Genomic DNA, 11,910 nt, shown 5'->3' on the forward strand with positions numbered 1-11,910 from the left:
TCCTCCGAGCCCCCCATCGACATCGCACAAGACCTCGACAAGGAGCTCCGCGACAAGGGCTACGAAGCCTTCGCCCAGTTCGGCCGTGACCTGCACGCTTCCCTAGCGCTCGCCGCCTACCACCGCGCCGAAGCCCCTGCCTACCTGGTCATCGTCGACTTCTCCGAGCGATACGAGGTCACGGGCGCCGCCACCTTCCCCGACTTCATGAAGCTGATCTCCGACTGGCTGCCCGCCGTCCAGGCCGCTGCCGTCACCGAGATCGCCACCGACCTCCGGGCCGACGAAAGCACCCTCCTCGCGGACGGCGTCCGGCAGCTCGCCCAAGCCGTCCGGGACTCCCGGTGACCTCCCCGCTGGCGCCGCTCGCCGAGGCCGCCCGGTTCCGCCTTCTCGCGGCCCCTGCGAACAGCACCACGCGCAAGGCCGCCGGGTGCGCCCTGGTGGTCCTGAGCGAAGCCAAAACGGTCAAGGGGGCGCTGCGGATGCTCGCAACCGCCCGCCTCGACGACACCATCCGGACCGCAGCCACGACCCTCATCAGCGAACTCCACGACCAGCACACCAACCCGAAGGAGACCCCGTGACGCCCCAAGAGCAGCGCCGCGAAGAGCTCACCGCCAAGCCCAACGGCGAACTCGCCGACCTGGTCCTCAGCCTCGAAGACCGCCTCGACCGCGTTCTCGACGGCATCACGGCCGTCGCCGACCGGCTGAACGCCGACACCGACCGCATCGCCCGCGAACTCGAAGCCGACAAGGAGACCCGATGACCACCCCGACCATCGACGAGTGCACGTCTCTCGACCACGGACCCTGGCACTTCTGCCCCGACAACAGCGGTGACGCCCACCGCGGATGCGTCGACCTCGACGTGCGCCCCGACGAGATCCACGTTCGCACCGGCCGCCCCGCGACCGCGCCCGGCACGATCCTGAACCTCACCGCCACCGACCCCGGGTGGACGATCACCTTCACCCAGGCCGGACACTCGTGGAGCTCCCCGGTCGTCGCGTGGGCTGCCCTCGCCACCGAGTACGGCACCGGCATGATCGACCCCGTCCTCGTCGCCGACACCGGCCAGACCGTCACCCTCCGGGCCTACCTCGAAGGGCAGGGGCCGCTCCTCGACGTCCTCGACTACACGGTCACCTGGGCGCCCCCCGCCGCCACCGCGCCCACCCTGCCCGGGGACCTGTCCGCGCTCGCCACGGTCACTGTGTCCGGCTGCTGGACCCTCACCGACCCCACCGGGTTCCTCGCCGAGGCCGCCGCAAACGGGCATTGGCCGACCCGCGAAGAAGCCGAAGCCCACCGGGACAAGCTCGCCTACGAGGGGTTCGAGGTAGACGCCAGCGTCCCCGTCCGGTCCACCGCCGCGTGCCGGGTCGCTGCATGCGCTTCCTGCGGCGCCCACTTCACGAACTGGGAGGGCACCGGCCTCCACGCTCCGACCGCCACCGGGGCGATCACCGCCGCCGCGACCGCTGGCCGCACGGACCCCATGGAGTGGCACCCCGGCGACGCGTGGAAGGTCCGCCCGGACGGCCGCCTCGACTGCCCCGCCTGCACCACCAACGAAGGGAACGACCAGTGACCACCAAGACCCGCCCCGGAGTGACGTTCAAGGACGCCCTCACCCAGGTACCCGCCAACCCGCGACCGCAGTGCAGGGTCCTGCGCTCCAACGGCGAACGCTGCACCGGCGAGGCCCTGGACCGCGACCCCAAGGTCATCCAGGTCTGCACCCGGCACGCCGCCGAGGTGATGCGGCTGATCAACGAGCGCGCGACCCGATGACCCACCGGACGAAGTGAGGACCGGGGCGTTCCTACCGCCCCGGTCCCGCCGCTCAGGATCGCACACCACCAGGAAGGCCAGACCGTGCCGCTGATCACCCCGCGCGAGATCGTCACCGTCGACACCGGGCACCTACACACCGTCGTCCACACGGTCCGCAACGCCTACCACTTCCGCGGCGAGCCGTTCCGCCCCGAGGTTGTCCGGTCCGCCTACCTACTCAGGGAGTTCCTGCTCATCCCCCGCATCCTCGAACAGCCCACCACCGAGGTGTTCGCTGAGGAGCTGTGGTGGGTCGTGCAGGCCGCCGACGACATCGGCGACGCGGCCAACCTACCCCCCGTCGGGGCCCTGTTCACCGCCGTCGACCACCTCCAGTACGCGCTCGCCCACCAGGCCGCCCGCACCTGCCGGGGACTCGAAGCGGTCCTCGAAGCGGACATCATCCTCGCCGTCGCTCTACGGCACACCGACCAGTAGACCGCCAGGGCCTCAACGCCCGGCACCGCACCACCACGGGGGACCGATGACCGACCGCACCACCCAGGCCTACACCGCACTCAACGACCTCCGGTCGCTCCTCGCCGATATGCGCGACACCACCCACCCCATCCACCGCCCCACAGGCTGGGGGCCCACACCCGAGCAGGTCGCCGACGCCGGACGCCTCCACACCTTGGAGCGCCACGACGCCCTCACCCAGCTCGCCCACGGCATCAAGCCCCTCGGCGCCAGCCCGGCCCCCGGCGACATCACCGTCATGCAGACCCGCCGCGACATCGACACCGACATCGCCGACCTCGAAGAGGCCGTCCGCGACCGGGTCGCCCCGCAGATGCCCCCGGCCGCGACCACCAACCGGCGGATCGGCGCCATCATCAAGCTGCTACCGAAGGTGGCCGCCGTCGACGACCTCATGACGCACGTCCTCGCCGAGGCGTACCGGCTACGCGCGAAGGCCCGGTGGGCGCTCGGCGACTCCGGCGAAGTGCACAAGCTGACCGCCCGCTGCCCGCACTGCGGGGCCAAGTCGCTGCGCGAGCTCGCCGACCGGGGCGTCGTCACCTGTTCCAACGTCGCGTGCCGGTGCGGCGACGACACCTGCCCGTGCGGGGACGAGACCGCCCCGCGCCGCCACCAGTGGCACGCCGCCCAGTGGCACACCATCACCGAAGGGATCAGCGCATGAACCGCCAGGACGACATCAAGGTCACCGCCGCCGAGGCCGCCGCCGAACTCGACGTCGACCGCGACACCATCGACACGTGGAAGCGCCGCGGCTACCTCCAGCCCATCCCCGGCAGTGGCAGGCCCGCCCGGTTCTGGCTGTCGGAGGTGTTCGCCTGCGAAGCCGCCCGACGCGTCCACTGGAAACGCCGTAAGGGTTAAGTCGCCACAGAACCCTTACTGGTGGTACATTTCTTCCTGACGGACAAAATGCGATGGCAGAGCTGTGTCCACACCGACTTCAAGGGCCCCGACACCGATGGTGCGGGGCCCTTCGCCATACGCTCAGCTTGAGTGGTGTTCCACGATCTGCTGCGCGAGCTTGCGAACTTCAGCCTCGTCCGGTTCCGTGTTGTTCCCCCGAAGTGCGTGGCTGATCTCCTCCGCCACCTGGTCGACGGACTTCCCAGCGGCGTTGTCGGCGACCCTGTTGATCGCCTGCTCGCTCTTCTGAGTGGCGCCTCGGATGTGCGCTTCCAACTCGTCGAAGCCATCCTCGTTGAACTCGATCCTCAACGTTCCTCCATGCACGCTCTCGGCGATGTGGGGCGATACCAGACTAAGACTTGGGCCTGCATATTCACTGAGAATCCTCAGACCCGTCCGGTAGGAAGCACCCGCTCCCCGATGTGCGTCCCCGACTGTCGGGCAGCAGAAACGCCAAAAGGCCCCGACCGAGACATGGTCGGGGCCTTCGTCGTAGGAGTCAGCGCTGGCGGTGGGTCCATCCCATAGGTCGGTACACGTCGACAGACATGAAGGTCTCCGGGTCCTCCGGATCGCGGTAGTTCAGCCGTTCGCCGGAGTACTGGAACCGGATGTTGAACGGACCTTGGTTGACAGTCCAGGTGCTCTGGTGCTCTGGGATCTCCACCGTCTCACCATCCAGGTAGCGAACCGACCGAACAGCTTCATCAGGGTCGTTCTGCGGGACCTGCAACCTGATCTTCTTGGTCGCTTCCAACAAGCCTCCCAAAGAACTACTTGTCGGTAATCCGCTTAGCTTGCTCGCGGACCATCTTCTTGTCCATCTCGAAGCCGTGCTTGCCGTAGGTCTTCTTCAGCTCGCGCTCGACCGAGGCGCGCGACTTGCCGCCCGACTTCTCCGCGAGCTTCTCGACGTCCTTGTTAGCCTGCTTGGCCTTCTTATCGATGACCTTCTTCACCTTGCGCTCAAACTCGCGCTCGTTGAACTTTCCCAACTCCGGACCCCCTTGACGGTTCCAGCAAGGGTAGGCGGGAGCAGAGACAATCTGTGCACCCTTTGCCAGAGCAGGAGACTGCCTACGTGAGCTGGTGCCATGCTGGAAGCTCAACTCTTAGGAGGCCAAGCCATGAGCAGGTTCTTCCCGGACAGAGAGCGCCCCGACCCCTCCAGCGCGAAACCTCCGGGCTTCGATCACATCGCAAGAGAGGTGGCGAGGAAGGCCGAAGCGCATGAAGCGCTTCTGGGTAGCCTCGCTGAAACCAAGAAGCAGAACAGCCTTCTGGAGGAGCAAAACAGGCTTCTTCGCACTCAAAACGCTGACTTGGCGAAAAGTGGGAAGCACGTCTGGTGGCAATGGGGGGTCACTCTCTTCATCGCGGTGTTAGGCGTGGCTGCGGCGGCCTGGCAGATCTACCTCGCCATCCAAGCCACGTGACAAGCTGATCGACAACACTTGCTGTCACCTCTCGTAGCGGAGCGAACGTCAGCGCCTAAGGCCCGGAGGCCCCGGGCCTTTGGCGTTCCGAGACCTGCCCGGCGGTAGCTCCTCGCTCCCCTCCGACATGTGCTCCAACCGTCAGGTATGCCCATCTGCCCGCTGCACCCCACCCGAGGCTCTCCTTGCGGCGGATACTTCACGTCCCGTCTCCGCTCCGCTGGGGAGTGGGCGCGTCGAGCCAGGGCGGGGCCTACTTCACCTCTTCGCTCTTCCGCCCGAACGACGGATCGATGAGCATCGCGCCGAACACCAAAATTGCTCCGGCCGCGATCGGCCCCCACGTGAACAGGGCTCGCGTCGACCTTTCCGTCGCGCACACCGCTGGTTCGATGTAGGGGTTCCCCGGCGAGAACACCGGCCCGCAGCTGGCTCCGAGCCCGGCCTCAAACGGTAGAGCGCCAGCGATCCCCCCGGCCACGGCCAGCGCGACCCCGAGCAGGATCAGAACCTTTGTCGACTGCAGCACGGCTCGCCCCTACCGGTAGTACGTCTTCGTGACCCGCCGCCTCGGGATGATCATCCGCACGATCCACCACGGGATCCACACGAACAGCCAGAGCCCACACGTGAGCAGCGTCAAGATCAGGTGCACGCTGTTGGCCATGCCGCCCAGGCCGTGCTTGCGCTCCACGCTCTTGGAGTACCGAGGCATCGGCGGAGGCGGCGGAGCCGAGTAGCCCTGTGGGGCGAACCGACCGTTCGGCAGCCGCGGCTGCTGGGGCACGGGCGACTGCCACTGCTGCGGTGGGGGCTGCTGGTGCCACTGCGGAGGGCGATGGCCATACGGCCCCTGAGGACCAGGGGCAGGGGGATATGACACGGGAAGCCTCCGGGGCGCGCGTGCGGGGATGGCGCCACAGTAACGCCAGCTCCCTCGGCACGCCCTGGGCTGGCCACAGGCGGCCACTACGACAACCGCACGGGCACAACCGCGTCAGGTGGGGGAGGTGACCTGGGGATGTCTGGGGGATGGCAGGGATCCAACCGCCGCGAGGAACTCCCACCCGACTGGTACACCCACATCCGGCCACGCATCATCCGCCGCGACCGTGGCGAGTGCCAGTGGCGCATGGCCGTCGGGGGGATCTGCGGGGAGCCTGGGACAGACGTCGACCACCGGGAGGATCCCGGGGACCACCGCGACGCGAACCTCCAGCTCCTGTGTCCGCGACACCACAAGCGCAAGTCGTCCGCTGAAGGCAACGCCGCGCACCGTCCGCGCCCGAGCCGTCTCCGCAAGCCCGAACAGCACCCCGGCACCGCACAACCCTCTGACCAGCACATACGGGGTGGGGGGCACCCCCCTAAGGATCGCCGATAGCCCGGGGGGTCATAGCAGCTCCGGCCCTGTACGGGTTTCAACATTCGAACCCCCGCCTCTCCACCACCGCCCGGCCGCGCCCTGGAGGCGCTTTCGACCCTGGAGGCCGCCACCATGGGCACCCGAGGCCCCGTTCCCAAGCACTCCTCCGAGCGGCGCCGCCGCAACAAGCCCGCCGACGGCGAGACCACCACCGTGACGAAGGTGGCCCGCTCGCGGAAGGTCACCGTCCCGGCTGCGGACAAGGACTGGCACCCCATCGCGAAGCGGTGGTACCAGTCGCTCAAGACCTCCGGCCAGTCCGAGTTCTACGAGCCGTCCGACTGGGCTGCCGCCTACCTCATCGCCGAGTCGATCAGCCGCGACCTCAAGCCCCAGGTCGTCGGCATCACCGAGCAGGGCGACGTCGTTAAGGACGAGATCCCGCTCAAGGGCGCCAGCTTGGCGGCCTACCTCAAGGCGATGTCGGTGCTCCTGGTCACCGAGGGGGACCGGCGCCGGATGCGCCTGGAACTCCAGGCCGCCGAAGAGGAAGGGCCGTCGGCCGCCGTGACGGCGCTCAACGATTACCGTGACGCCCTCGGCGGTTGAGGACGCCCCGCGGGTTGAACCGGTCCGCATCGGACCCAGCTGGCAGCGCGACGAGTTCGGACGGTGGCTGCTGCCCGAGCGCACACTCGGCTGGCACGCCGTCGCCTGGACGGCGGAGAACCTCCAGCACGCCTCCGGAGTGCCGTGGCGGTACACCCCGGAGCAGCTTCGGCTGACGCTGTGGTGGTACGCCGTGGACGAGCACAACCGGTTCATCTACCGCGACGGCGTCATCCAGCGGCTCAAGGGCTGGGGCAAGGACCCGCTGGCCGCCAGCTGGGCGGCGATCGAGTTCGTGGGCCCGTGCCGACCGGACCCGTCCGGGCGCATGGTCGCCGACCCCTGGGGCAACCCGCACCCGGCCGGGGTCGCGCACCCCGAAGCGTGGGTGCAGATCGCCGCGGTGTCCAAGGACCAGACCAGGAACACCATGACCCTGTTCCCGGGTCTGTTCACCAAGGCGGCCATCGCCCGGTACGGGATCGACTTGGGCAAGGAGATCATCTACGCCCACCAGGGCCGGGCCCGCATCGAGGCCGTCACCAGCTCCCCGCGGGCGCTGGAGGGTGCGCGGGCGACCTTCGTGGTCCGCAACGAGACCCACCACTGGCTGTCCTCCAACGAGGGCCACGAGATGGACGCGGTCATCGACCGCAACGCCACCAAGTCGGCGGACGGCGCCGCCCGCGCCCTGTCCATCACCAACGCCTACGAGCCTTCGGAGGACAGCGTTGCCCAGCGGGCCCGGGAGGCGTGGGAGGCCGGGCAGGCCGGGACGTCGCTGGTGTCGGGAATCATGTACGACTCGCTGGAAGCCCCGCCCGAGGCGCTGCTGTCGCCGGAGTTCGCGCGCGCGGTCATCGAGGCGGTGCGCGGTGACGCGACCTGGTTGGACGTGGACCGGATCGTCGCCGCGATCCTGGACCCCCGCAACCCGCCAAGTCGCTCTCGGCGGTTCTGGTACAACCAGATCGTCGCGGCCGAGGACGCCTGGATCGTCCCGCAGGACTTCGAGTCCGAGGAGATGTCCCACCCCGACGTCAAGGTGGCGCCGAAGGACGAGATCGCGTTGTTCTTCGACGGCTCCAAGAGCGATGACGCGACCGGCCTGGTGGGCTGTCGCATCTCCGACGGCCACGTCCTGACCCTGGGCATGTGGCAGAAGCCGCCCGGCGACCGAGGCAAGAACTGGACCGCGCCGCGCGGGGAGATCGACTCCCGCGTCGACCAGGTCTTCGAGCAGTACAAGGTCGTGGCGTTCTGGGCGGATCCGTCACACACCCGCGACGACGAGACCCAGGAACGGTACTGGGACGCGCTCATCGACGACTGGCACCGCCGCTACGGCCACCAGCTGGAGCTGTGGGCCATCCCCGGCCGCTACGAGGGCCACTCGGTCATGTGGGACATGACCAGCCACAAGAGGGCCGCCCAGTTCACCGCGGCCGCCGAGCGCACCGCCCTGGAGATCGAGGACCGGTCCTTCACCCACGACGGCGACAAGCGGCTGATCATCCACGCCCGCAACGCCCGCCGCTACCCGTGGCGGTGGGGGGTGTCGCTGTGGAAGGGCCACCGCGAATCCGCTCGCAAGGTCGACCTGGCCGTGTGCATGGTCGGCGCCCGCATGCTGCGCCGCCTGGTCCTGAACAACCCCAACCGCAAACGGAAGCGCTCCGGAAAGGTCTGGTGATGACATGGTGATGAGCCAGGCCGACGTGGTCGAACTCGTCCACGACCAGCTGCTGCCCGAGTTCCAGAAGGAACGCCGACGGCTGGACCGGATCGACCGCTGGTACCGGTGGAAGCACGAGGACAACGACCTGCCCCGCAAGGCCGGGGACGAGATCAAGCGCCTGGTGGAGTTGGCCAAGACGCCGTGGTTGGGCCTGGTCGTCAGCGCCGTCTCCCAGTCCATGTACGTGGACGGGTACCGCACCCCCACCGGGGGCAGCGTCGACCCGGTGTGGGCGATCTGGCAGCGCAACGGCATGGACGCCCGCCAGGTCGCGCTGCGCCGGGCCGGGCTCGCCTACGGGCAGGCATACGAGACCGTCCTGCCCGGCGACTCCGGCGCGGTCATGCGCGGTGTGTCACCTCGCAAGATGCTCGCCTGGTACGCCGACGACGTCGAGGACGAGTGGCCGATGTACGGCCTGCGGGCCGAGCCGTCGGGGAAGAACTGGGCGCTGCGGTTCTACGACGAGGAGCGCATCTGGTACCTGTCCGCGGACGCTGACGGCGACAAGGTCGAGTACATCGAGTTCCGTGAGCACCGAGTAGGGGTGTGCCCCATTGTGCGGCACGCCCCGATGCTCGATCTCGACGGACGGTCGCCGGGCGAGGTGGAGCCGTTCATCACCACCGCGATGCGGATCAACAAGACCACGTTCGACCGGCTCATGGTCCAGCACTTCAACAGCTGGAAGATCCGCACCGCCGCTGGCATGGCCGAGCCGGAGACCGAGGAGGAGGCTCGCGCCGCGAAGCTGAGGCTGCGCCAGGACGACCTGCTCATCGCCGAGGACCCCGACACCAAGTTCGGCACCCTGGACGAGACTCCCATGGACGGGTTCGTCAGCGCCGGACGTGCCGACGTCGAGACCCTCGCCGCGGTCTCCCAGACGCCCAGCCACCAGCTCACCGGCCAGATGGTCAACCTGTCCGCCGAGGCCCTGGCTGCCGCGGAGGCCGGGCTGGAGCGCAAGGTGGAGGAGCGCAAGCGCACGGAGGGCCAGGCGCACGACCAAGCCCTGCGCCTGGCCGCCGCCATCGAGGGACTGACCACCGAGGCCGCGGACTCCAGCGCGCACGTCACCTGGGCCGACATGGGATCTCGCTCCCTGGCCCAAGCGGTGGACGCTCTCGGCAAGGCCGCCACCATGCTCGGCATCCCACCGCAGGCACTGTGGGGACGCATCCCCGGCGTCACCCAGGACGACGTCACCGAGTGGAAGACCATGGCCGAGCAGGGCGACCCGATGCGCCAGCTCGCCGAACGCATCGACGCCCAGATGGCCGACCTCGGCGGTACCGGGTGAGCACCGCGCTCGCCCGCCGACACCGCACCACCCAGACCGCCCTGACGTCCCTGCTCACCCTGGGCATGGCGGACCTGTGGCGGTCCCTGGTGGACGAGCAGGGCCCGCGCGAGGCGTGGCCGGTGCTGTACCCGCAGATGGCCGCCATGGTCCAAGACCAGCGGGCCCGCTCTGCGGAGATCGGCCGCCAGTTCTACGCCCAGGCCCGCGCCGAGGCTGGGGTGCCCGGCCGCCCGCCCACGGTGGAGGTGCCGCGCGCTCCGGCCGCCCAACTGGAGACGTCGCTGGCCGTGACGGGCCTGACCTCGTATGAGAACGGGCGCCGGTCCGGCCGCTCTCCGGATGAGGCACTGGACGTCACCATCGTCACCGTCACCGGGGCCGCTGAACGCCTGGTCGCCGAGGGCGGCCGGAAGGCCATCACCGAGTCAGCCCGGTCTGACCGCGAAGCGCTGGGCTGGTTCCGCCTGCCGGGGCCAGCCCCGTGCTGGTGGTGCGCGATGCTCGCCAGCCGCGGCGCCGTCTACGGGTCGCGGGAATCAGCGTCCACCACCGAGGACGGCGAGCGCTACCACGACCACTGCGCCTGTGAGCCCTGGCCCGTCTTCTCTCGCACGGAGGAGCTGCCGCCCGAGGTGCAGCGGTGGGTGGACGCCTGGGACGCGTCGGCGAACACCGGCGACCCGATAGCCGCGTTCCGGCAGAAGGTTGCCGAGGCCAACGCAGCTGACAACGACCCGGAACGCCAACCCGAGGACCCGGCCACGGAGGGCGGCTCCGCCAATGGAGGCTCACCGCCCCAAGGCCCACCGACCCCCTCGGACGACGATGACGACCGCCCTCTCATTGGTGACCTCATACCCACTGATGAGGACGACGCCGACGAGCGGCGCGCCGACATCGAGGACGCCGCCTCCCAGGTCATCGAGGGCGAGTACACCGGCCGGGACGGCACCGTCTTCCAGGTGTCGATCGATTCGGTGTCGGCGGATGAGGACGAGGTCGTCGTGCAGGGGCAGATCAACGTCGGCGGTCTGGCCGTCGGCGAGGTCATCCGCGAGTTCATGCGCGACGACCAGGGCAACCTGTGGGCCCACCACGACATGCTCACCCTGGATGCGCCCTACCAGGGGCGCGGGTTCGCGAGCGCGTTCAACGCACACCTGGAAGACTGGTACCGCCAGTCTGGTGTGGAGCGGATTGAACTGCTCGCCGGTCTGTCAGCTGGCGGGTACGTGTGGGCCACACAGGGCTACGATTTCCTCAACGAGGAAGAAGCCGAAGAGGTCATCGAGCGCCTAGAGCGCGAGGTCGACCGGATCGAGCAGTGGGTCGAGGACCACCAGGACGACGACGAGGTCAGCGACGCTGAGTACGAGCGTCAGGAAGACCTCCTCGCAGCGGCCCTCGACGTCATCTCTCGCAGCGGACAACGGTTCGGCTCCGACGAGTACCCGTCTGCCTACGAGATCAGCCGCCTGGGCTACCAGCCCGGGATGGACCGCACCGACTCCTGGCTCGGCAAACTAGTCCTGCTGGCCGTCTCCTGGAGAGGGGTGAAGTACCTATGAGCAGCCGCGAGCAGAGCATCGCACTCGGCTCCTGGTGGACCGAATGGTCGACCCAGTACGGCGTCGACCGGGTCGAGGACGCACCCCCGGAGGCGCAGACCGAGTACCACCGCAGGGCCGCCGAGATCATGGGCCTGGACCCCGACACCGGCGCACGTCCAGGTGTGATCGGCCGCCGTCGGCGCCGACGCGAGTAGCCGCACCCATCAACCGCAAGCCCCGTACCGGATCGGTGCGGGGCTTTCGCATGCCCGGCGCCCCTGGAGGGCGCCCCCATCCCGACCCTGGAGGTCACCCATGCCCGAGCCGACCGAACCTGTCGAGCCGGTCACCGATCCGACCCTGGAGCCCCCGGAGGGCGACGAGGACGAGGTGCTCGACGTCGAGCGGGCCAAGGCCAAGATCCGCAAGGCCAACTCCGAGAACCAGGGCCTGCGGGCCCGGCTCAAGGAGCTGGAGGAGAAGGCCAACAAGTCCGAGCAGCAGCGCGCCACCGAGGCCCGGGAGGCCGCGGAGAAGCGCGCCACTGCCGCAGAGCAGCGTGCCCTGCGCCTGGAGATCGCCGCCGAGAAGGGCCTCACCACCGCCCAGGCCCGACGCCTGGTCGGCAGCTCCCGGGAGGAGCTGGAGGCCGACGCCGACGAGCTGCTGGAG

20 protein-coding genes are annotated in these 11,910 nt (G+C 69.1%); 15 read left to right on the forward strand and 5 right to left on the reverse strand.

Annotation, left to right across the window (positions count from 1 at the left end; translation table 11 throughout):
• The 8 genes from DQW06_RS05305 to DQW06_RS05340 all read left to right on the forward strand — a co-directional run.
• On the forward strand, nucleotides 1–348 hold a 348-nt coding region (locus DQW06_RS05305; RefSeq protein WP_157983348.1), incomplete at its 5' end, for a hypothetical protein.
• Nucleotides 345–587 carry a hypothetical protein gene (locus tag DQW06_RS05310; RefSeq protein ID WP_117198060.1) on the forward strand — a complete coding sequence of 81 codons (243 nt, stop codon included), beginning with the start codon at nucleotides 345–347 and terminating at the stop codon, nucleotides 585–587. The genes DQW06_RS05305 and DQW06_RS05310, both read left to right, overlap by 4 nt.
• Entirely contained in the window at nucleotides 584–772 is a 189-nt protein-coding gene (locus DQW06_RS05315; RefSeq protein ID WP_117198061.1) for a hypothetical protein, read from the forward strand. Before DQW06_RS05310 ends, DQW06_RS05315 begins: the two co-directional genes overlap by 4 nt.
• Nucleotides 769–1,596, forward strand: a complete 828-nt coding sequence (locus DQW06_RS05320) for a hypothetical protein (RefSeq protein WP_117198062.1) — start codon at nucleotides 769–771, stop codon at nucleotides 1,594–1,596. The genes DQW06_RS05315 and DQW06_RS05320 overlap by 4 nt, the downstream gene beginning before the upstream one ends.
• Nucleotides 1,593–1,799: a hypothetical protein gene (locus DQW06_RS05325; RefSeq protein WP_117198063.1), complete on the forward strand. Its 207-nt coding sequence runs from the start codon at nucleotides 1,593–1,595 to the stop codon at nucleotides 1,797–1,799. Before DQW06_RS05320 ends, DQW06_RS05325 begins: the two co-directional genes overlap by 4 nt.
• A gap of 84 nt (nucleotides 1,800–1,883) precedes the next feature.
• Complete coding sequence (locus tag DQW06_RS05330) at nucleotides 1,884–2,279, forward strand: hypothetical protein (RefSeq protein ID WP_117198064.1); 396 nt, start codon at nucleotides 1,884–1,886, stop codon at nucleotides 2,277–2,279.
• A 46-nt stretch (nucleotides 2,280–2,325) separates the two neighbouring features.
• Nucleotides 2,326–2,988 carry a hypothetical protein gene (locus tag DQW06_RS05335; protein WP_117198065.1) on the forward strand — a complete coding sequence of 221 codons (663 nt, stop codon included), beginning with the start codon at nucleotides 2,326–2,328 and terminating at the stop codon, nucleotides 2,986–2,988.
• Nucleotides 2,985–3,188 (forward strand): hypothetical protein, encoded by a 204-nt coding sequence (locus DQW06_RS05340; protein WP_117198066.1) that lies wholly within the window; start codon nucleotides 2,985–2,987, stop codon nucleotides 3,186–3,188. Before DQW06_RS05335 ends, DQW06_RS05340 begins: the two co-directional genes overlap by 4 nt.
• Nucleotides 3,189–3,311: 123 nt before the next feature.
• Here DQW06_RS05340 and DQW06_RS05345 read toward each other — a convergent pair whose 3' ends face one another.
• From DQW06_RS05345 to DQW06_RS05355, 3 genes are all read right to left on the reverse strand, one after another.
• Nucleotides 3,312–3,542 carry a hypothetical protein gene (locus tag DQW06_RS05345; protein ID WP_117198067.1) on the reverse strand — a complete coding sequence of 77 codons (231 nt, stop codon included), beginning with the start codon at nucleotides 3,540–3,542 and terminating at the stop codon, nucleotides 3,312–3,314.
• Between the two features lie 190 nt (nucleotides 3,543–3,732).
• The gene (locus DQW06_RS05350; RefSeq protein ID WP_117198068.1) at nucleotides 3,733–3,990 is read right to left on the reverse strand and encodes a hypothetical protein; all 258 of its coding nucleotides are present in this window, start codon (nucleotides 3,988–3,990) and stop codon (nucleotides 3,733–3,735) included.
• Between the two features lie 16 nt (nucleotides 3,991–4,006).
• Nucleotides 4,007–4,228 carry a hypothetical protein gene (locus DQW06_RS05355; protein ID WP_117198069.1) on the reverse strand — a complete coding sequence of 74 codons (222 nt, stop codon included), beginning with the start codon at nucleotides 4,226–4,228 and terminating at the stop codon, nucleotides 4,007–4,009.
• A 132-nt stretch (nucleotides 4,229–4,360) separates the two neighbouring features.
• Between DQW06_RS05355 and DQW06_RS05360 the strand changes: the two genes are divergently transcribed.
• Nucleotides 4,361–4,669, forward strand: a complete 309-nt coding sequence (locus tag DQW06_RS05360) for a hypothetical protein (protein ID WP_117198070.1) — start codon at nucleotides 4,361–4,363, stop codon at nucleotides 4,667–4,669.
• 253 nt (nucleotides 4,670–4,922) lie between these two features.
• Here DQW06_RS05360 and DQW06_RS05365 read toward each other — a convergent pair whose 3' ends face one another.
• A complete protein-coding gene (locus DQW06_RS05365) occupies nucleotides 4,923–5,198 on the reverse strand; it encodes a hypothetical protein (RefSeq protein ID WP_117198071.1) in 276 nt (91 codons plus the stop codon).
• 9 nt (nucleotides 5,199–5,207) lie between these two features.
• Nucleotides 5,208–5,384, reverse strand: a complete 177-nt coding sequence (locus tag DQW06_RS28850; protein WP_157983349.1) for a hypothetical protein — start codon at nucleotides 5,382–5,384, stop codon at nucleotides 5,208–5,210.
• Nucleotides 5,385–6,167: 783 nt separating this feature from the next.
• Between DQW06_RS28850 and DQW06_RS05375 the strand changes: the two genes are divergently transcribed.
• The 6 genes from DQW06_RS05375 to DQW06_RS05400 form a co-directional block, all read left to right on the forward strand.
• Nucleotides 6,168–6,644 carry a hypothetical protein gene (locus DQW06_RS05375; protein ID WP_198662385.1) on the forward strand — a complete coding sequence of 159 codons (477 nt, stop codon included), beginning with the start codon at nucleotides 6,168–6,170 and terminating at the stop codon, nucleotides 6,642–6,644.
• Nucleotides 6,625–8,337 (forward strand): hypothetical protein, encoded by a 1,713-nt coding sequence (locus DQW06_RS05380; protein ID WP_198662386.1) that lies wholly within the window; start codon nucleotides 6,625–6,627, stop codon nucleotides 8,335–8,337. Before DQW06_RS05375 ends, DQW06_RS05380 begins: the two co-directional genes overlap by 20 nt.
• A gap of 4 nt (nucleotides 8,338–8,341) precedes the next feature.
• Nucleotides 8,342–9,685 carry a phage portal protein gene (locus tag DQW06_RS05385; protein WP_117198072.1) on the forward strand — a complete coding sequence of 448 codons (1,344 nt, stop codon included), beginning with the start codon at nucleotides 8,342–8,344 and terminating at the stop codon, nucleotides 9,683–9,685.
• Entirely contained in the window at nucleotides 9,682–11,256 is a 1,575-nt protein-coding gene (locus DQW06_RS05390; RefSeq protein WP_117198073.1) for a hypothetical protein, read from the forward strand. Before DQW06_RS05385 ends, DQW06_RS05390 begins: the two co-directional genes overlap by 4 nt.
• Nucleotides 11,253–11,453, forward strand: a complete 201-nt coding sequence (locus tag DQW06_RS05395; RefSeq protein ID WP_117198074.1) for a hypothetical protein — start codon at nucleotides 11,253–11,255, stop codon at nucleotides 11,451–11,453. Before DQW06_RS05390 ends, DQW06_RS05395 begins: the two co-directional genes overlap by 4 nt.
• Nucleotides 11,454–11,553: 100 nt before the next feature.
• A partial coding sequence (locus DQW06_RS05400; protein WP_198662387.1) for a hypothetical protein occupies nucleotides 11,554–11,910 on the forward strand: 357 nt, incomplete at its 3' end.

It is taken from the genome of Nocardiopsis sp. TNDT3, assembly GCF_003427465.1.
In the GTDB taxonomy this organism is placed as follows: Bacteria; Actinomycetota; Actinomycetes; order Streptosporangiales; family Streptosporangiaceae; genus Nocardiopsis; species Nocardiopsis dassonvillei.

What these genes read in the sequence shown, in the direction of transcription:
- DQW06_RS05320 (WP_117198062.1), top strand. Translation starts at nt 769, where the DNA reads ATGACCACCCCGACCATCGACGAGTGCACGTCTCTCGACCACGGACCC.
- DQW06_RS05335 (WP_117198065.1), top strand. Translation starts at nt 2,326, where the DNA reads ATGACCGACCGCACCACCCAGGCCTACACCGCACTCAACGACCTCCGG.
- DQW06_RS05340 (WP_117198066.1), top strand. Translation starts at nt 2,985, where the DNA reads ATGAACCGCCAGGACGACATCAAGGTCACCGCCGCCGAGGCCGCCGCC.
- DQW06_RS05360 (WP_117198070.1), top strand. Translation starts at nt 4,361, where the DNA reads ATGAGCAGGTTCTTCCCGGACAGAGAGCGCCCCGACCCCTCCAGCGCG.
- DQW06_RS28850 (WP_157983349.1), bottom strand. Translation starts at nt 5,384, where the DNA reads ATGCCTCGGTACTCCAAGAGCGTGGAGCGCAAGCACGGCCTGGGCGGC.
- DQW06_RS05375 (WP_198662385.1), top strand. Translation starts at nt 6,168, where the DNA reads ATGGGCACCCGAGGCCCCGTTCCCAAGCACTCCTCCGAGCGGCGCCGC.
- DQW06_RS05385 (WP_117198072.1), top strand. Translation starts at nt 8,342, where the DNA reads ATGGTGATGAGCCAGGCCGACGTGGTCGAACTCGTCCACGACCAGCTG.
- DQW06_RS05395 (WP_117198074.1), top strand. Translation starts at nt 11,253, where the DNA reads ATGAGCAGCCGCGAGCAGAGCATCGCACTCGGCTCCTGGTGGACCGAA.